The organism is Bacteroidota bacterium, from assembly GCA_016195025.1.
Classification (GTDB): domain Bacteria; phylum Bacteroidota; class Bacteroidia; order Palsa-948; family Palsa-948; genus Palsa-948.
The window spans coordinates 15,879-32,819 of the sequence record JACQAL010000078.1 but is presented as its reverse complement, the minus strand read 5'-3'; the positions used below and the strand labels follow the sequence as shown (position 1 = coordinate 32,819).

Below are 16,941 nucleotides of genomic sequence, written 5' to 3'. Positions count from 1 at the left end.
AACCAACCCTGTTAATTTTGGTCTAACTAACAGTTGTGCCAGAAAATTTAAGCGATAAAGAATTGCTGGAGCGGTTTCGCCATCCGGATACAAAGAATTATTCTTTCAACCTTCTCATTCGGAAATATCAGCAGAAAGTTTATTGGCACGCAAGAAGAATTGTAATTGACCACGATGATGCCGATGATGTTACGCAGGAAACTTTTCTGAAGGTTTGGAAAAATCTGGATTCATTCAAAGAAGAATCGCAACTCTTCACATGGATATACCGCATTGCAACCAACGAAGCGCTTTCATTTCTCCGAAAAAAGCGAACTATATTTTTTATTCCATTAATTAAAGTTGAAAGAAAACTTGAGCGAACGTTAAAGGACGATAATTTTTTCGAAGGAGATGTCATTCAGCAGCAACTTCAGCAGGCAATTTTGCGATTGCCGGAAAAACAGCGAATCGTTTTCAACATGAAATATTACGATGAATTAAAGTATGAAGAAATGTCGGCAGTGCTCGGCACATCGGTGGGTGCATTGAAAGCATCGTATCATCATGCCGTGAAAAAGATTGAGGACTATTTGAAAAACAATTAAACCATTCACCTTTTCAAACATCAAACAGACGATGAGCAAACTTGAAAACATAAAAAAAGAAAACCACTTTAAGATTCCCGAAAATTATTTCGATTACCTGCCTGAAGAAATAATGGACAGGATTCATAGCAGGGAAAAATCAAAAGAAAGATTTTTTCTTCTGAAGCCCTCTATAATTATTTCTTCGCTTGCAGTTTTATCAGGAATCATTCTGCTTACTATATTTCTCCTGAAGAAAAATATTTCCCAAAATGAAATTATTCTTTCCGATAACGATGTGCAGCAGATTATTGACACTCCTGAATTGTATAACATCAGTGAATCTGTCATTACCGAACAATTTCTTTCTTCTGTTTCGGAAGAAGCGTTAAAGGAAGAAACAAATATTTCAAATGAAGAAATAAATTCCTATCTCGAGGAAAATACCGATGTAAATACTATTATCAATGAACTCTAAAACACATCATATGAAAAACACAATCATTATTTTTTTGATTGCCCTTGCGGCAAAATCTTTTTCGCAGCAGCCGCCCGCTCCGCCTTCTGCTCCACCTCCTCCTGACGGACCCAAAAAAGAAAAAGTGGAATCCATGCGCATTGCGTTTCTCACGCAAAAACTGGATTTAACTCCGGAAGAAGCGCAAAAGTTCTGGCCCGTGTACAATGAGTTTCAGAAAAAGCGGGAGGAACTTCACAAGAAACGCAGAGAGGACGTAAAGAATGCAAAAGAAAATATCGACTCGCTTTCTGACAAGCAAGTGGAAAAAATTGTGGACGAAGAAATGGCATTCCGGCAAAAAAATCTGGATTTGGAAAAAGAATACCATGGAAAATTCAAATCAGTTCTTCCTGTTAAAAAAGTTGCAAAACTTTACCGTGCAGAAGATATGTTTGCGCACCGTTTGCTTGAACAAATTTCAGAAAGAGGAAGAGAAGGACATGGAGGAAAGAAAAAAGGAATGATGGAACCGCCACCTCCGCCTCCAGGCGAGGAGCATTAATTCTTCCGCAGACCTTTCAGGTTTTGAAAACCTGAAAGGTCTTTGTTTATAAGAGAAGAATGAAATGATTTCGGAGATATAATAAAATGTATATTTTTGTCTCAACAAATTAAAATCTCTCTTATGGAAGTTGTAACATCAGCGCAAATAATCGGGTTCTTCATCTGGTTATTCATCATTACTTTTGGAACATTCACCCTGATGTTTCTCATTTCAATGATTCCCTTCTGGATTACGATGGCGATTATTCAGCGCTGCAGTCCAAGATGGGCGGATAAAATTTCTGCATGGATTCTGGAATTCTGAAATCTACGAAAAACGAATTTGTGCGAACGTACGAAAGAATACACTTTCGTATTTTTCGTATTGTTTCGTTTTTCGATGATTACATGAGATATTTTAACATTAAGCGAGCAACTTTTTCCGAAGCGCCTGCTCCACCGAGATTCTCTTTTAATTCTTCGAGTGAAGAAATCATTTTGCTGCGGTATGTTTTATCGTTGAGAAGTTTTTCGGTTTCTTTTCTAAGATTAGTTTCATTGAAATCATTTTGAATTAATTCTTTCACCACTTCTTTTTCCATAATCAGATTCACGAGCGAGATGTAATTCACCTTCACTAATCGTTTTGCAATAGCAAAAGAAATTTTTCCTCCTTTGTAGCATACTACTTCCGGCACTCCGAACAAAGCGGTTTCAAGCGTGGCAGTTCCTGAAGTTACCAGCGCAACGGCTGATTGTTCGAGCAACTCATACGTTTTGCCAAAAATAATTTTTGCATTTGCTTTCCCAATAAGTTTCTGATAAAAATCTTTTTCATGTAAAGAAATTCCGGCAATCACAAACTGGTAATCGGGAAATGAAGGAATCATTTTATACATTACCGGAAGCATTTTTTCTATTTCCTGCCTGCGGCTACCGGGAAGAATGGCAACAATGGATTTGCCATTTAATTTATTTTTCTTTGTGAAGTCCTCAAACGATTCTTTTGTTTGCTTTCTCTGCTCCAGCGCATCGAGCAGCGGATGCCCGACAAAATCCACCTCGTAATCAAACTTTTTATAAAAATCTTTTTCAAACGGAAGAATCACAAACATTTTATCTACAAATTTTTTTATGTGCTGCACGCGCGATTGCTTCCACGCCCACACCTGCGGAGAGATGTAATAAAAAACTTTGATTCCGTTCCTTTTAGCAAATTCTGCCATGCGAAGATTAAAACCGGGATAATCAACAAGAATTAATGCATCGGGTTTATATTGCAGAATATCTTTTTTGCAGAATTCAATATTTTTCAGAATGATTCTGAGGTTAAAAATCACTTCCGTAAATCCCATGAACGCAAGTTCGGAATAATGTTTCACCAACTCTCCGCCCTGTGCTTTCATCAAATCACCGCCCCAGCAGCGAAATTCTATAGACGGATTCAGGTTTTTTAATCCGCGCATTAAATTAGATGCATGCAAATCGCCCGATGCCTCGCCTGCTATGATATAAAATTTCATCGGAGATATTTTTGGTAAACTACGAATGCCGCATAAATAAATGTAGACAGCAAAACTCCCCGCGCACTGTGGTTGCGGTCAGTCCAGATGAAAATAAAAAACACCAGCAGGTTTGTAAGCACGCATAAACTAACGGAAGGCGTGAGAATATTATAGCCGAGAATAATGGTTTTGAAAAACTCGGAAAAAGAAATCTGGCTGTACTTGATTAAATAAAAAATAAAAAGTGTGAGCCATGGCGCGCCCAATCCGAGCGCTGCACCGAGCCATACTTTGTCAAACTTTTTTCCGGAGTGAATCATTTTTTCTTTTTATCCACTGGAAATTCCTGTTCCCACTTCCATTTTTCTATATGCGAAAGCGCTGTGTAGCCCGTCATGTCAAACTGAATGGGCACAACGGAGACAAAATTATTTTTAACCGCCCACACATCCGTATCGGTTTTGCCTTCATCGTAGTTTATAAATTTTCCGGTGAGCCAGTAGTAAGGATTTCCCGAAGGGTCTTTGCGCTTGTCAAATTCTTCAATCCAGTTGGCGCGCGCCTGACGGCAGATTTTTATTCCTTTGATTTCGGAAAGATGCAGTTTGGGAATATTTACATTCAAACACGTGTCCTTCGGCAAGCCGTGCTGCAAAACTTGTTTGGAAATAGTTTTTGCAATCTGTTTTGATGCGAAAAAATCAGCATCAATAGAATCGTGCATGAGCGAAAATCCTATAGAGGGAATGGATTCTATCGCTCCTTCAATCGCAGCACTCATCGTTCCCGAATAAATTACATTGATGGAAATATTTGAGCCGTGATTAATGCCCGAAACAATTAAATCGGGTTTCACTTTTAAAATTTCGCTGATGCACATTTTCACGCAATCCACCGGAGTGCCGGTAACGCTGTACTCAATTTTTACGTTGTGAAATTTTGTTTTATGAATGCGCAGCGTGGAATTAATGGTGATGGCGTGCCCCACTCCCGATTGCGGTTTGTCAGGCGCAACAACAATTACTTCTCCGATTTCTTTCATCACTTCCACCAGCGAAGAAATTCCGGGAGAAGAAATTCCGTCATCGTTGGTTACAAGAATGAGAGGTTTCTTAGCCATAAATCAAAACGAATAATGAACGCTCAAATAAATTCCCCTCCCGCGCGTAGTGTAACCGATGATTTCGGTATAGTTGATGTTGAAAATATTTTCCACGCGCACCAGCGCAGAAAGATTTGAACTGAAGGTTGCGCCTGAAATAAAATCAACCAGCGTGTAAGAAGTAAGCGGCATTTTTCCCAGCGCGCCATAGGGACCGAGCGAATAATCATAGACAATATCGTTTCTTCCGCCAATGGTTTTAACAACTGCTTTCAGGAAAAATTTTTCCACAGGAGAATAAGTCAAAGAAATAGTTGCAGCGGAGGGCCTGCGCGATAACCCGTTCACGGAAATATCTTTCTGGTCAACAAATCCACCGTTAGAAACCAACTGCACGTGATTGCCTTTTGTTTTCACGGTGTCAATGGCTTCATACGAATTCAACTGATGCCCGCGCAGATAAGTGAAATTGCCTGCAACCAAAAACTTTTTTCCAATGGCACCGTGCGCTTCAAATTCAATTCCCTCAGTAGTGAGCGTGCCAAGGTTCAGATACGTATCTCCGCGGTAATCGGAATAGGAAAGAGAATTCACCGGAATATTTTTATCCCAGAGATAAACATATTCGACAATATCTTTCACCACCGTTTGAAAATACCCGATGCGCAAGCCGGTGCTCTCATTTATTTTCTGATACACGCCAAACTCTTTTGTGAGCGAAGTTTCAGGATGAAGATTAATGTTGCCGCGCGTAATGGAATCGGTTTTATCGGGCGAATGAAGTTGATACAGCGAAGGCGCATTATAGCCGGTGGAAATATTCACATAAATGGACGAAGTGGAAGAAACTTTCAGCATGGGATTCACCTGGTACGTGATGCTGCTTCCGAAGGTATTGTTGCGGTTGCTGCGCGCGCCCAGTGCAAGAGAAAAGTTTTTTACTTTTTCTGAAAATGCCGTGCCGCTGATATCCGTGAGAATAAAAAAACTATTTGTGCGCGAAGCAAGTTTCAATGAATCCAAATCCCCTTGGTAAATGGTGCCGTAGTAAGAAGAAAAATATTTCTGGTTCATGGTCTGGTCATTCATTCCTCCGCCTAAGATGACGTGAAAAGATTTTTGGCTGAACTTGAACTGCATTTCATTGGTGAATGTTTCTGCGGAATAAACCTGATTCGAATAAATGTGGTCGTAGTTTCCGAGATTGTCAACGAGCGAAGAATCATTCAGCGCGGTGCGCGAAAGAATGGAATGCCCGCCATTTAGAGAAACCGTGAAGCCGCTGTCCACCCTGCAGGAAATGCCATACGAAAAAAGTTTGCGCGTGAGCGCGAGCGTGTAATTGTTGTCATCGGCAAAAGCGCCCGCATCAATATCGGAATGTGTTTCGCTGTTCCGCTGCGAGAGAAATAAATTCCACCGGTGATTTGTGAATCCGATTTTCCCTCCGTAATCAAAGCGGTTGAAGTTATCTTTATCGCGCGGAACTTTAGGAACAGCCGTGCTCGTATCAACCGTTGCATCCAATCCGTTAATATCGGCATTGGCAAAAGTCAATCCTGCATATAAACCATTGCTGAAAGTGTAATTCATTCCAACATTTTCCGAAAGCAGCGAAGTTCCTTTTCCGAAATTTCCGGCAGTGCCGGTTACGTTCATGTTCAATCCCTCTTTCATTTTTTTATTTGTGATGATGTTGATGACTCCTCCGATTGCCGAAGAGCCGTAGAGCGTGCTATGCGAGCCGCGCACAATTTCTATGCGGTCAATATCCATGAGCGAAAGTTCGGAAAGGTCGAGCGCGCTGTTGGGCGTGGATGGGTCAGCAATTGGAATTCCATCGAGCATCACAACGGATTGATTGCTGTTTGCCCCGCGCATGAACAAACTCTGGTTGGCTCCGAAATTCTGCTGTGTGCCGGTGATGTAAATTCCTTCTGCCAGCGAAAGAAGTTCCGCCAGCGAGTTGGCGCCTGATTTTTTTATTTCTTCGGAAGAAATTACAGTAACGCTTCTGCCCACATCCTCTATTTTTTTCTCCGTGCGCGAAGCGGTAACAATAAATTCGGTTAAGCGCTTTGCAGTGTCAAGCCCCCCTCCATCTCCCCCCATCGGGGGGAGTGAATTGTTCGCTTTGGCTTCATGTTTTTGCCCTTTAGTTGTGTCGGCTTTCGCATGGCTTTTCCAAACCGCGCGGTTGCGGATGGGAAGGTATTGCGAAAAAGAAAAATTGCTGAAGAGGCAAACAGCAATTAAAAGAGAAGAGAAATTTTTTGCCACGGAGATTTTGTTTTTGTCCTGCAAAGATAGAATTGTTTGCATAGTTTTTGTTTTTGTTCTGCCTTTTCAAAGTTCCACCGCAAGGAAAAAGCAGTATTATACTGATTTTCTTTTCGCAACCAGAAGAGAAAATAAAAAGAGGAGATAAGAAAAAAAGGAAGCGGTTTTTCTTTTCTCACTCAGTTACTTTCTCCCGAAGTTCCGAATGAAACAATGTTGTGGAAACATTGTTTTGCTTTGGCAGGTCTTCTGGCTTGTCCGGTTTCTGCCGCCTTCCCATCCCGATAGCCATCGGGATAGTGGCAAATGAAACAGAAACCTGCCTGCCGGCAGGCAGGCTTTTTAACGGACTCACAGCAGCGGGAACTGCTCACGATTTTCACGTGATTCCCTTTTCATCCCGACTTGTCGGGAAACCAATGCAACGCAAAAGTAGAAAAAATAGGATTGGAGAATGTTTTCGCTTTTTTTGTCATTAACGCAAAAGATGTATGAATTTAGTTGTTTATATGTTTTTTGATTGATTTATACGATTTAGCAACCGCGAAACAATTTCGCGTCACCGCGAGAAACCTTCGCGTTAGCACGAAACAATCTCGCGTCAGCACGGAAAGTTCCCGCATTACCGCAGAGAAATGCTGCGTTACTTCAGGACTATTCTGAGGCATTTCAGAAGAATCCTGAGGCGTTTCAGAGGAATCCTGAAGCGTTTCAGAAGAATCCTGAGGCGTTTCAGAAAAATCCTGAGGCGTTTCAGAAAAATCCTGAGGTGTTTCAGAAAAATCCTGAGGCGTTTCAGAAAAATCCTGAGGCGTTTCAGAGGAATCCTGAAGCGTTTCAGAGAAATGGGAACACCTGACGGCACATCATTGTGTCAGTCAGTAATTACTAATTTGCCAGTGAAGATTTTATTCTCCTCAGTCAGCCGCAGAAAATACACTCCGCTGCCAAGATTGCCGCGCTCAATGGTAAATGGCGAATGACTAATGACTAATGATTTCACCTCTCGTCCGAAAACATCATAGACCTCTGCCCTTATTTCCCCTATACCTCTATTTCCTTTTATCTCCACTGTGGTTTGCGTGGTGAAGGGGTTGGGGGAAATGGAAATGGACTCATCCTCCTTATTTTCAGATACTGCTCCTAAAACCGCCACACAGCCACCTTCAACCACAATTGCAACATTATTTGCCGAAGAAGCAATAGTATTTGATGTTATACCGCCAGAAACTCCAAAGGTTGCCAGAATGGAATTAATGATGCAGGAGGAAGCAGAAAATGGATTATCATACATACATCCCCACCATGAATTAATCGTATCATTTCCGAGTGAATCGGTTTTGAGAATGCCAATCTGAGAACTAGTAGTGGGTGGTTGTTTGCTGCCGCACATGGGACCATTTCCAAAAATGAAATATCCCTTATCCTTTGTCTCTACGGCTTCTACCACATCAAGAATTAAACTTCTGCTCCATATCACATTTCCGGAGGAATCGGTTTTTGCCATGGAACTTCCGCCACAGGAACCGCTTACAAAAACAAGAGAAGTATCGGCTGTTTGATGAACTTTACTTGTAACCTGGGGAAAAAACATATGCGGACCTTGAGGAAAAATTTGATAACATTTATTCCATAAAATATTTCCTGAAAAATCTGTCTTCGCAAGCTCCGCATTACCACCATCATCCAAATAGAAAACAAGTCCGTTATATATAACAATAAAATCACTGAATACAATATAACTTCCTGAATTATATTTTTTCGCCCACAATACAGTTCCGCTTTCTGAGAGATGAATGGCAAATGCGTATGCATTGTAAGGAGGATAATCGGCAGTATTTCCAGCCACATAATAACTGCTGTCAGGCGCCTGCTTCACAGAAAATCCTTCGTTGTCATCGCTACCTATAACAATAAATTTCACCCAGGAAATAGTTAGAGCCGCATCCATTTTTGCGATAAATATTTTCGAATAAGGAGCAGCATTCATATTTAAAGTGCCGGTCATCACAAAGCCCGAATCAAATGTTTGCAGAATGGAATTAATCTTTAAGTTGTCATTCGCGCTGAAAGTTTTCGACCAAATAACACTTCCTGCTGAATTTATTTTTGTACAAAATGCATCGGAGAAAGTGCCGTTATATTTGCTGCCGCCAAGAATGTAACAGGAATCATTGGTTGAAACAATACAATTAAATCCATCACAAGCAATGGTTTTACTCCAGAGAGAATTTCCTGCCGAATCAATTTTCATAATGTATCCCCCTGCGCTGCTGAATGACCCGCCTGCAACAATATACTTATTATCAAATGTGGGAACAAATGCATTAGCGCCTATCCCCATGTTTAGTGAATCATAATATACTTTTGAAAAAGTTATCTGCTGCGCACTTGCTATAGTGCAGATAGAAACGGATAACAATAAGATGAATACTACTTTTTTCATCCTCTTTTATTTTACTCACCTCCCCGGCAGCATAATCTTTTTTGAAATCACCGCCTCTTTCATGGAGGAAACAGAAATATAAATTCCGGCAGAGAGCAGGGAGGTTTCGAGGCGCACACGCTTTTTCCGGATATGCTCTTCGTATTGCGTGCCAATTTTTTCTCCCAGCAAACTATAAATGCTGATGCTCACATCGGTGATGGCGGGCAAATCAAAATCCAAATACACTTCGCCATTGCCGTACATAACATTTACATCGGAAGAAGTAAACAGCACATTCGCGCCCGTGAGATTGTCGTAAATCACTTCAATCACCTTATACGAAGTGTCAGAGCAGTTTCCGTTTTGCGCAATGAGCATTACCGTGTATGTGCCCACGGCAGTGTAGGTATGCGAAGTATTCATGGCAGTATCGGCAGGCGAGCCATCGCCAAAATTCCAGAGCCAGGAAAGCGCGCCCGAAGAAGTATTCGTGAATGAATCGGTTCCGCTTATAAAAAGATTCACCGTGTCCGCGCCAGGAGTGAAAGCGGCAGCGAGCAGGTTGGGCTGCGAAATAATAATAAACTGGGTTTGGGAACATCCGTTGGAATCAATCACCGTTACGGAATAATTTCCCGCAGAAAGATTAGTAATGGCGGAAGCGGTTTGCCCGCTGCTCCACGAATACGTGAACGGAGCAATTCCTCCCGAAAGGGTGGTGTAAGCAGAGCCATCGTTTGCGCCATAGCAGGAAACATCGCTGTAGTTCACCATCACAAGCAGGTTGGAAGAAGAATTAATGCGCAGTGTATCTTTCACCGTTCCGCAAACGCCCGAAGAAACTTCCACCCAATAAAGCCCTTTCGGAAGATTGAACAATGTATCGGCTGTGGAAGAACTGATTGTAGTTTTCAAAATAGTTCCGATGGAATCCTTCCATGTATACGTCCACGGACCGCTTCCTGTTCCCATGGCAATTGCCATACCGGTGCTGTCGCTGGCGCAATGCGTGTTGACTGCCTGCTTGGTGATGGGCGCGTACACGTGCAGAAGAAAGCGCGGTGCGGCAGTGGTGTCTGAAATAGTGAATGAATACGAAATGTTCGCGCGCAAATCGGTCATGCTTCCGTTTGCAAGGTCTTCAAGAATCAAACACGAACTCATCGGAAGCATCAGCGTGCTGTCTCTGCGGATGGAATAATTTCCGGATTTGTTTGTGGGAATAGTGAGGCGCATTTTTACGGTTACATCCGAAGTTAAATCGGGCAAACTGTTAATGGATAAATCGAGCGAATCATTTATCACGGAAGCAAGGTTCAGTGTGCCCCACATTTTATAGGCATCGTATTGCACATCGAAACTATCGGTGGCGCCCGGTAGGAAGCGGATGAATGTTTCATCTTCATATCCTCCCCCCTTCGCGGTAAGTTTAATGCTGTTCGGAATGGTGTTCGCGTTAAGCGGAACCGGAAAATCTTTGAACGCAAGCGGGTAATGTGAAATGTTCTGTGGATTTGTTTTCAGGAAAACGGGATTGGCGGAAGTTGATTTTACATTTTCCACTGCGGTAAGAACAGGTGAGGCGGCATTGGTGTGCACCCAAAACGCCTGCGAAGAAGGAATGTACTGCGTGCCTCCGTTCACGCCCACTCCGCTCACATAACTCGCATAACTTCCGGTGGAAGAATTATAAATGTAAATGGCGTTGTCTAATTTTGTTTTTGTCCAGTTAGCGGAATTCCAGTCAAGCGCGCAGGGATAGGGATTGGAAACCAGATTCCATCCGTCATGAGTTATTCCCGCGCTGCTGCTGGTGAAAGTTACCGGTATTGACTGCGTAAATTTGTTGGGAGTATTTTTCACCGCAAATGTTTTCGGATTGGGTCCGAGATATACCCAGTATCCTCTTCCCACATACAGCGGGTTGGTAACATTCGTTGCGGCAACATAGCCGAACTGGTCTTTGTCGCCCGGTTGCGTTTCATCGTACCAGTAAATGGATTTGAAAGCGCACGCGGGGCACGTGGAGCCGGTGAATCCGCTGGTGGCGAAATCATCCGCCCAATCGGCAATGGTGGCTCCGCTCACAGGCGCGCCAAGAAACCGCCAGTCGGTTGGACCCGTTCCGGTATAGCGCAGCATGTTAATGTTGCCCGTTAAATTTGCTCCCGAAGGAATGGCGGCAATGCGCGCAGTTCCGCTTGAATTGGAAAGAAGGGTGAAGTCATAGCCGGTGGTGGTGAATGTTCCGTTGGAAATGGTGAGCGTGTTAATCAAATGCTCATCGCGCAAAATGCTTGCCCCGCTGCTGTTGTTAAGCGTGATGTTATAAAAATCACTCAGGTCGCCTCCTCCTATTGTTTGTGCGCTGCTGCCGTTAAATGTTGCAGTGCCGCTGTTGTGTGTGAAGGTGCCGTTATTCGTAAAATTGCCTGCAATGTTCATATTACCGGAATAGGCAGTAAGCGAACTGCCGCCTGCAATGGTTACATCATTGAAAGAACTGACGGCAGAACCGAGAATGCTTGTTGTTCCGTTAAAAGTTACGCTGTTGCCGGTAAAAGTTGCATTGTTGGTTAAGTTGCCCGGAAGGTTAATAAGCCCGCTTCCGTTAATAGTGCCGCTGTTGGTGAGATTTCCGGACATTGTAATTGTTCCCGAATTGCTGATAGTGCCGCTGGTGTTGCCAACATCACTTGCGTTGCTGATAACCGTGCCTGAAGTGATATTTGCAACGGCTCCGGAGTTTGAAATAACTTGGGAAAAGCAGTTCATCCCCGACCCCCTGCCAAAGCGAAGGAAGAAGCAAGAGCGCTATGAGCCATTTCTTATTATATACCGAAAGTAGCCGGGTCACGCCTTGCGTGATGGCGCCAAAGGCGTTCATTTCCGAACAAACCCCCTCAGTCCTTCGGACATCTCCCCCTTGAACAAGGGGGAGAATTAAAGAGGGGGTTTGTTTGCAAGGTTCCAAAAGCCGGGTTGCTTTGTTGTATATTTCTACTACTTCGTCATACATTTCGTGCATTTCTTTACTCATTTCTTTCATTTCAAGAAACAACTCATGCATTTTACCATATATGGTGTTGTTCGTGCTTCCTGTTTTATACTTTTCTTTTTTCATTCTGCATCAGTTATATTGCTGAAGAACTCAATTTTCCGCATGGCTGTATTTTTCACGCTTATTCATCCTATTGCAGCAACCTGCGTTACTCCTGCATCTATCTTCGCTACTCATGCATCAATCTTCGCGACTCATGTATCAATCTGCGCGACTCATGTATCAATCTGCGCTACTCATGCATCAATCTGCGTGACTCCTTTAACAACCTGTGCTGTTGCTGTAACAATCTGCGCGACTCTTATAATAGTATGCGCGACTATTATAACAACCTATGCTTCTCTTCTAACAACCTTCGCTTCTCTTAGAACAATCTTCGCTTCTCTTATAACAACCTGCGCGACTATTACGTGAGTCGCCAACATTGTCACATCAGGAACTCACCCCGTCCTGCGGACACCCCTCTCTGCTTGTGCAAGGAGAGGGGAAGGGAGTGAGGTTATCATAGTATATTTTTCAAAAACAGCAGTAAACATATAAGGTGCGCTTTAATAATGAAACACCGTTGCTCTGACTGTGCCGATTCCGGGGTTTTTATTTCCTCCTCCAAAGTTTGAAAACTGAACGGTAACAGTATTTGCTGCCGAAACCCATGCGGAGTAAGCAGCGTTTATAAAATTCATGGAATTAGGAACGCCAACAAAAACCGGGTCCCCATCGGCTGCTCCTGCAACAGTCATTGTTAAAGTGTTTGAAGCACCATTACCCGTAGCCGGAAAATTCAGAGAAGCAGTAGCAGATAAAATTTGTTTTATCACCGCTCCGCCTCCAACAGTTATGCCGCCTAATCCGGTGCTGTTGCCCAGATTCACAACTCCCGTAGAAGTTCCGGTGTTAATATTTGTAGGTTGATTGTTGCTGGCATTTATATTTACCGCTCCTGAACCGGATAGTATTGTGGTGGTACTCGTTGTGTTTAAACTTCCAAGGTTCACTGTTTTTGCTGCGGCTCCGTTTCCAATGCTTATTGTTTGTGCGCCTGTTCCTCCAAGAGAAATTGTTCCCGTTGAAGTGCTTGTTCCTATGTTAATGGGATTATTAATTGCATCGTTGATGCTGACTCCGCTCGCTCCCGAAGCAATCGAAATCAATCCGCTTGAACTGTTTCCAATCGAAACGGCTCCTGTAGAAGTTCCGGTATTTATATTAGCAGCAAAATTTGAACTCGCATTCAAATTAACTGCCGCGCCAATGGAAGTTATACCTGCATTGAATGTTCCGAGATTACTCCATGTCTTAGCGCCAGCAGCCGTTTGTGCGGTGGTAAGGTCAACATAGTTTTGTGCGGCAGAACCGGTTCCTCCGTTAGCAACGGGCAAAATACCGGTAACATCTGCTGTCAAACTTACTGCACTAAATGTTGGCGCGCCAGCCGCGTTTCCGTGAAGAACACTTGTGGTTGTTCCTAAACTTCCCAGCACAGCGGGTGTTGCTCCCGCTCCTCCGCCAATCATAATTGCATTTGCAGTGAGAAGAGCCGATGACGCTAAAGTTCCTGCAGCGGTAAATCCCAATATTCCTCCCGAAGTTCCGGATGATAATGCTGTTCCGCCATTGGTAACCGGCAGCGGACTGGTAATCGTAATGTTCGGAGTAGTTCCTCCGCTGGAAGATAAAGGCGAAGAAGCGGTAACGGAAGTAACTCCTGTTCCTGCAGGGGTTACCCAGGTTCCATCTCCTCTCCAAAATGTGGTTGCCGATGCTAATGTTCCTGAATTCAAATTTCCTACAGGCAAATTGCCGGTTACTTCCGAAGACAAATCAGTATTTCCTGTTGTCGGAAGTCCGCTTGCATCAGTTCGCATGGGTTTAGAAGCCGTAAGGGCAGATTGCTCTGCTATTGTACCTCCGGAAGAAATCATTACTCTGTTATTATTTAATGCTGTTGATGAGTTTGTTCCGCCATTTGCTATAGGCAATGTTCCAGTGAATGTAATATTAGGAGTTGTGCCACCTGACGAAGCAATATTTCCTGAACCGGTAACAGATGTTACCCCAGTTCCCGCAGGAGTGGACCAAGTTCCATTGCCTGTCCAAAAAGTTGTTGCGGATGCTCCCGTTCCTGAATTCAGATTTCCTACAGGTAAATTTCCGGTAACGCCATTTGATAAATCTATTTGCGTCCAAGCGGGATTATTGCTCGCGCCTGTGTTGGATAAATATCTTGTCGCAGTTGTGTTTTTTGCAAGAGCAGAAATTGTATTCGCAGCCGAACCGTAAAGTAAATCTCCTTGTGCAACAGAAGATAATCCTGTTCCGCCATTGGTTACTCCAATTGTTCCCGTGATTCCAATAGTGTGCGCACTTCCAGCAGAAGTAATGCTGATGTTTGTTCCATTTGTAAATGTTTGTGATGCTCCTGTCAATCCATTTAGCGAAGTTATTCCGTTTCCAGCGCCTCCTAAAAGCACTTGCCACGCGCTTCCATCATAAAAATTAAATTGAAGAGTGCTGGTATTAAAAATGGTTAACCCGGTTGCAGGCGATGCAATCGCACCGCGCTGCGCGGTGGTCATTCGCACAGGTAAAAAACCCTGTGTTGTAGAACGCAATTCTAAAATGGAAGAAGCATCAGGCGTTATGGAACTGTTGCTGATGCCGATGCCCTGTGAAAGAATTTTTCCGGAGCAGAAAAAAATACACATCCCCATGCTCCATAATGTTTTCTTTTTCATAGAAAAAAAATTTAACCTGTCAGTTAAAGAACAATTAACGGTTTCACGGGGATGGCAAAACAACACTCTAAAAGTAACAAAAAATCGCTTAATAGTAAGAAGACGAAAAAATATTTTTCAACAGATAGCGTGTGATGGCAACCATGTAATCTGCTCCGAAATATTACTTTATTACTACTATTTTTTTGCTTGCGCTGGCTTGAGCGTTGGTTTGCAACTGATAAATGTAAGTTCCTGCAGCAATGTCGGCAGCGGAAATAAGCAGGTGGTCAAATGCTCTATCCACCATAAAGCGTTTAATTTCTCTCCCCTGTAAATTATAAAAAACAATTTCGCCCTGGTTTACATTCGGAGGCAATTGGTAGTTGATGCGTGTTGAATTCGTTGTTGGGTTTGGATATGGATTGGAGATTTTAAAACCATTTTCCATGGTGCCGTATTCGTGATTTTCAACAGGCAGTGTACCGCACAATCCGAATACAGAAGTGGATCCGTTAGGATATTGCAAAAACATTTTGGCACCTAAAGGAGTGTTCACGATATAATAATTTTCTACAGAAGCACAATCGAAACAATTTACAACTTGTGCGCTGTCAGAAAAAAATAACTGTGTTCCGTCTGTTCTGAATATTTTTACATAGTAGGTAGTTCCGCTGTGGTACGCTAACAAGTATTCGATGTTTGAGGTATCGCAGTCAAATAATGATTTTGTGATATGTTGAATATTATAATCGTAAGAAATATAGGCAACAGGAATCTGCACGGTGAGATAAAGAGAGTGATTAAGATTGTACAACCTGAATTTTGTGCTGTCGTAATTTATCAGGTAATACATATAAGTTGAACTGTCCAACCTTGTCATTCCGAATTCGGCATAATTAATAGTTGAGTTGGGATAATTATGTTCAAAATTAACCTGCGCCTGCACATTCATGGCAAGCGATGCGAAAAGGATTAGAAGGAATTTTTTCATAAAGCAAAAGTAATCATTTTATAAAAAGTTTTGATTCATTTATAAGGCAGGCGGGAATCAGAATCATCAGCACAATGGGCGATTGAGCGATTCCCATCACGGTGCGTATAAAAGGATACGCTTTTTCGAAGGAGAAAAAAAAATATCCTGTTGCTCCAGTAAAAACAGAAATCAGGATAAGTGCGGCATAAATAAGCGCGGTGAGTTGAAAATATTTTTTCTTTTTGAAAAGCAAATGCAGGAATAAAACAGCGGCTCCGAAATATAAAAACGCGAAAGCAAATGTGAGCAGCCATTTCAACATGAAAAGTTCCCGCTGTTCGTGATTTGAAATCCCGGCCAATCCTTGACCCGTTTTTTCGTTGATGTGAACAAAAACATAATCTCGCAAAAATCCTAAACCAATTGTAAGAATAATCAGCAGCGCAATGAAGAGTTTCTTTTTCCTCATTTCGTATTTTTCGTTGTCTCCCTGAGTGAAGTCGAAGGGCGTTTTCCGGTGATTGAAGAAAATTTATTTACCCAATACAGCCACGCTCCGAAAATAAAAACGTAAATCAGAATGGTGAAGGTGTAGGTGTGGTTAAATTCCGTCCAGGAATAAGAATACGTTTCAATCACCGAAAGACAAACCACGCGAAACACATTTAACAGGTGAATGCATACAATGCCCGCTGGAATAAAAATAAGTTTGGAAATAATTTTCCCCGGAAAAGCGATGAGGAAAATGCTGTAGAGCGCAAAAAGAGAAATGCCGTTGCAACTGTCGCCCATGAAAAGGCCGGGAGTTCCTTTCAGGCATATCATTCGTTCGCTGCACGAAGCAGTTTCATAACCGAATCCTCCGAGAATTTTCCGGCTGAGAAAAAGCGTGTTGCTGATAACTGCATTATCCGCCCACCGCATCGGCTGAATCCACCATTCATATATTGCGAGCCAGCCAAGATAAAGCGCCAAGCCGAAGAATAAAAATCTTACCACCGGCTCCTGAAAAAACTTTTTCATAAAAAAGATTACACAGAAAAAAGTGGAATCACTTTTTCTTCTTAAGATCGAATAATTTTTTTCCGCCCAGCGCTGCGCCTGCGGCAATCAAAATGCTGATGCCTCCATCGAGAGGAATGGAACACGGAGGAGGCCAGCAAGGAGGAGGACCGGTGGGAGGACCGGGAGGACCGCCCGCAAAACTTTCAGTTGCTAAAAAAACAAGAGTGAAAAAGAAAAGAGAGACAACTATTTTCTTCATCATGATAGTTCGGTTTGAAATCAAAGATAAAAATATTTATCA

The 16,941-nt window shown here is 42.7% G+C and carries 16 protein-coding genes and 1 riboswitch; of the genes, 4 read left to right on the top strand and 12 right to left on the bottom strand.

Annotated features, from left to right (window positions below):
- The first annotated feature begins 35 nt into the window (after positions 1-35).
- The 4 genes from HY063_15355 (at position 36) to HY063_15340 (ending at position 1,894) form a co-directional block, all read left to right on the top strand.
- Complete coding sequence (locus HY063_15355) at positions 36-587, top strand: RNA polymerase sigma factor (protein MBI3503163.1); 552 nt, start codon at positions 36-38, stop codon at positions 585-587.
- Between the two features lie 31 nt (positions 588-618).
- Positions 619-1,044 carry a hypothetical protein gene (locus HY063_15350; GenBank protein MBI3503162.1) on the top strand — a complete coding sequence of 142 codons (426 nt, stop codon included), beginning with the start codon at positions 619-621 and terminating at the stop codon, positions 1,042-1,044.
- 10 nt (positions 1,045-1,054) lie between these two features.
- A complete protein-coding gene (locus HY063_15345) occupies positions 1,055-1,588 on the top strand; it encodes a hypothetical protein (protein MBI3503161.1) in 534 nt (177 codons plus the stop codon).
- Between the two features lie 123 nt (positions 1,589-1,711).
- Entirely contained in the window at positions 1,712-1,894 is a 183-nt protein-coding gene (locus HY063_15340; GenBank protein MBI3503160.1) for a hypothetical protein, read from the top strand.
- 79 nt (positions 1,895-1,973) lie between these two features.
- Here the strand turns inward: HY063_15340 and lpxB are convergent, their stop codons facing one another.
- The 12 genes from lpxB to HY063_15280 all read right to left on the bottom strand — a co-directional run bounded on the left by lpxB (position 1,974) and on the right by HY063_15280 (position 16,902).
- Complete coding sequence (gene lpxB, locus HY063_15335) at positions 1,974-3,092, bottom strand: lipid-A-disaccharide synthase (GenBank protein ID MBI3503159.1); 1,119 nt, start codon at positions 3,090-3,092, stop codon at positions 1,974-1,976.
- Positions 3,089-3,394 (bottom strand): hypothetical protein, encoded by a 306-nt coding sequence (locus HY063_15330; GenBank protein MBI3503158.1) that lies wholly within the window; start codon positions 3,392-3,394, stop codon positions 3,089-3,091. The genes lpxB and HY063_15330 overlap by 4 nt, the downstream gene beginning before the upstream one ends.
- Positions 3,391-4,194 carry a 5'/3'-nucleotidase SurE gene (gene surE / locus HY063_15325; GenBank protein ID MBI3503157.1) on the bottom strand — a complete coding sequence of 268 codons (804 nt, stop codon included), beginning with the start codon at positions 4,192-4,194 and terminating at the stop codon, positions 3,391-3,393. The genes HY063_15330 and surE overlap by 4 nt, the downstream gene beginning before the upstream one ends.
- Positions 4,195-4,197: 3 nt before the next feature.
- Positions 4,198-6,498 carry a TonB-dependent receptor gene (locus HY063_15320; protein MBI3503156.1) on the bottom strand — a complete coding sequence of 767 codons (2,301 nt, stop codon included), beginning with the start codon at positions 6,496-6,498 and terminating at the stop codon, positions 4,198-4,200.
- A 179-nt stretch (positions 6,499-6,677) separates the two neighbouring features.
- A riboswitch (cobalamin riboswitch) is annotated at positions 6,678-6,892 on the bottom strand.
- A 438-nt stretch (positions 6,893-7,330) separates the two neighbouring features.
- Entirely contained in the window at positions 7,331-8,902 is a 1,572-nt protein-coding gene (locus HY063_15315) for a T9SS type A sorting domain-containing protein (protein MBI3503155.1), read from the bottom strand.
- Between the two features lie 15 nt (positions 8,903-8,917).
- A complete protein-coding gene (locus HY063_15310; GenBank protein ID MBI3503154.1) occupies positions 8,918-11,659 on the bottom strand; it encodes a PKD domain-containing protein in 2,742 nt (913 codons plus the stop codon).
- A complete protein-coding gene (locus tag HY063_15305) occupies positions 11,577-12,008 on the bottom strand; it encodes a hypothetical protein (GenBank protein MBI3503153.1) in 432 nt (143 codons plus the stop codon). The genes HY063_15310 and HY063_15305 overlap by 83 nt, the downstream gene beginning before the upstream one ends.
- Positions 12,009-12,493: 485 nt before the next feature.
- Positions 12,494-14,680 carry a hypothetical protein gene (locus HY063_15300; GenBank protein ID MBI3503152.1) on the bottom strand — a complete coding sequence of 729 codons (2,187 nt, stop codon included), beginning with the start codon at positions 14,678-14,680 and terminating at the stop codon, positions 12,494-12,496.
- Positions 14,681-14,843: 163 nt separating this feature from the next.
- A complete protein-coding gene (locus HY063_15295) occupies positions 14,844-15,653 on the bottom strand; it encodes a T9SS type A sorting domain-containing protein (GenBank protein MBI3503151.1) in 810 nt (269 codons plus the stop codon).
- A 13-nt stretch (positions 15,654-15,666) separates the two neighbouring features.
- Positions 15,667-16,104, bottom strand: a complete 438-nt coding sequence (locus HY063_15290) for a hypothetical protein (GenBank protein ID MBI3503150.1) — start codon at positions 16,102-16,104, stop codon at positions 15,667-15,669.
- Positions 16,101-16,658, bottom strand: a complete 558-nt coding sequence (locus HY063_15285; protein ID MBI3503149.1) for a hypothetical protein — start codon at positions 16,656-16,658, stop codon at positions 16,101-16,103. The genes HY063_15290 and HY063_15285 overlap by 4 nt, the downstream gene beginning before the upstream one ends.
- Positions 16,659-16,686: 28 nt before the next feature.
- Positions 16,687-16,902 carry a hypothetical protein gene (locus tag HY063_15280; GenBank protein MBI3503148.1) on the bottom strand — a complete coding sequence of 72 codons (216 nt, stop codon included), beginning with the start codon at positions 16,900-16,902 and terminating at the stop codon, positions 16,687-16,689.
- Positions 16,903-16,941 lie beyond the last annotated feature (39 nt).

What these genes read in the sequence shown, in the direction of transcription:
- HY063_15300 (MBI3503152.1), bottom strand. Translation starts at nt 14,680, where the DNA reads ATGAAAAAGAAAACATTATGGAGCATGGGGATGTGTATTTTTTTCTGC.
- HY063_15290 (MBI3503150.1), bottom strand. Translation starts at nt 16,104, where the DNA reads ATGAGGAAAAAGAAACTCTTCATTGCGCTGCTGATTATTCTTACAATT.
- HY063_15315 (MBI3503155.1), bottom strand. Translation starts at nt 8,902, where the DNA reads ATGAAAAAAGTAGTATTCATCTTATTGTTATCCGTTTCTATCTGCACT.
- HY063_15310 (MBI3503154.1), bottom strand. Translation starts at nt 11,659, where the DNA reads ATGAACTGCTTTTCCCAAGTTATTTCAAACTCCGGAGCCGTTGCAAAT.
- HY063_15345 (MBI3503161.1), top strand. Translation starts at nt 1,055, where the DNA reads ATGAAAAACACAATCATTATTTTTTTGATTGCCCTTGCGGCAAAATCT.
- HY063_15350 (MBI3503162.1), top strand. Translation starts at nt 619, where the DNA reads ATGAGCAAACTTGAAAACATAAAAAAAGAAAACCACTTTAAGATTCCC.
- HY063_15340 (MBI3503160.1), top strand. Translation starts at nt 1,712, where the DNA reads ATGGAAGTTGTAACATCAGCGCAAATAATCGGGTTCTTCATCTGGTTA.
- HY063_15330 (MBI3503158.1), bottom strand. Translation starts at nt 3,394, where the DNA reads ATGATTCACTCCGGAAAAAAGTTTGACAAAGTATGGCTCGGTGCAGCG.
- HY063_15305 (MBI3503153.1), bottom strand. Translation starts at nt 12,008, where the DNA reads ATGAAAAAAGAAAAGTATAAAACAGGAAGCACGAACAACACCATATAT.
- HY063_15280 (MBI3503148.1), bottom strand. Translation starts at nt 16,902, where the DNA reads ATGATGAAGAAAATAGTTGTCTCTCTTTTCTTTTTCACTCTTGTTTTT.
- lpxB (MBI3503159.1), bottom strand. Translation starts at nt 3,092, where the DNA reads ATGAAATTTTATATCATAGCAGGCGAGGCATCGGGCGATTTGCATGCA.
- HY063_15320 (MBI3503156.1), bottom strand. Translation starts at nt 6,498, where the DNA reads ATGCAAACAATTCTATCTTTGCAGGACAAAAACAAAATCTCCGTGGCA.
- HY063_15295 (MBI3503151.1), bottom strand. Translation starts at nt 15,653, where the DNA reads ATGAAAAAATTCCTTCTAATCCTTTTCGCATCGCTTGCCATGAATGTG.
- HY063_15285 (MBI3503149.1), bottom strand. Translation starts at nt 16,658, where the DNA reads ATGAAAAAGTTTTTTCAGGAGCCGGTGGTAAGATTTTTATTCTTCGGC.
- surE (MBI3503157.1), bottom strand. Translation starts at nt 4,194, where the DNA reads ATGGCTAAGAAACCTCTCATTCTTGTAACCAACGATGACGGAATTTCT.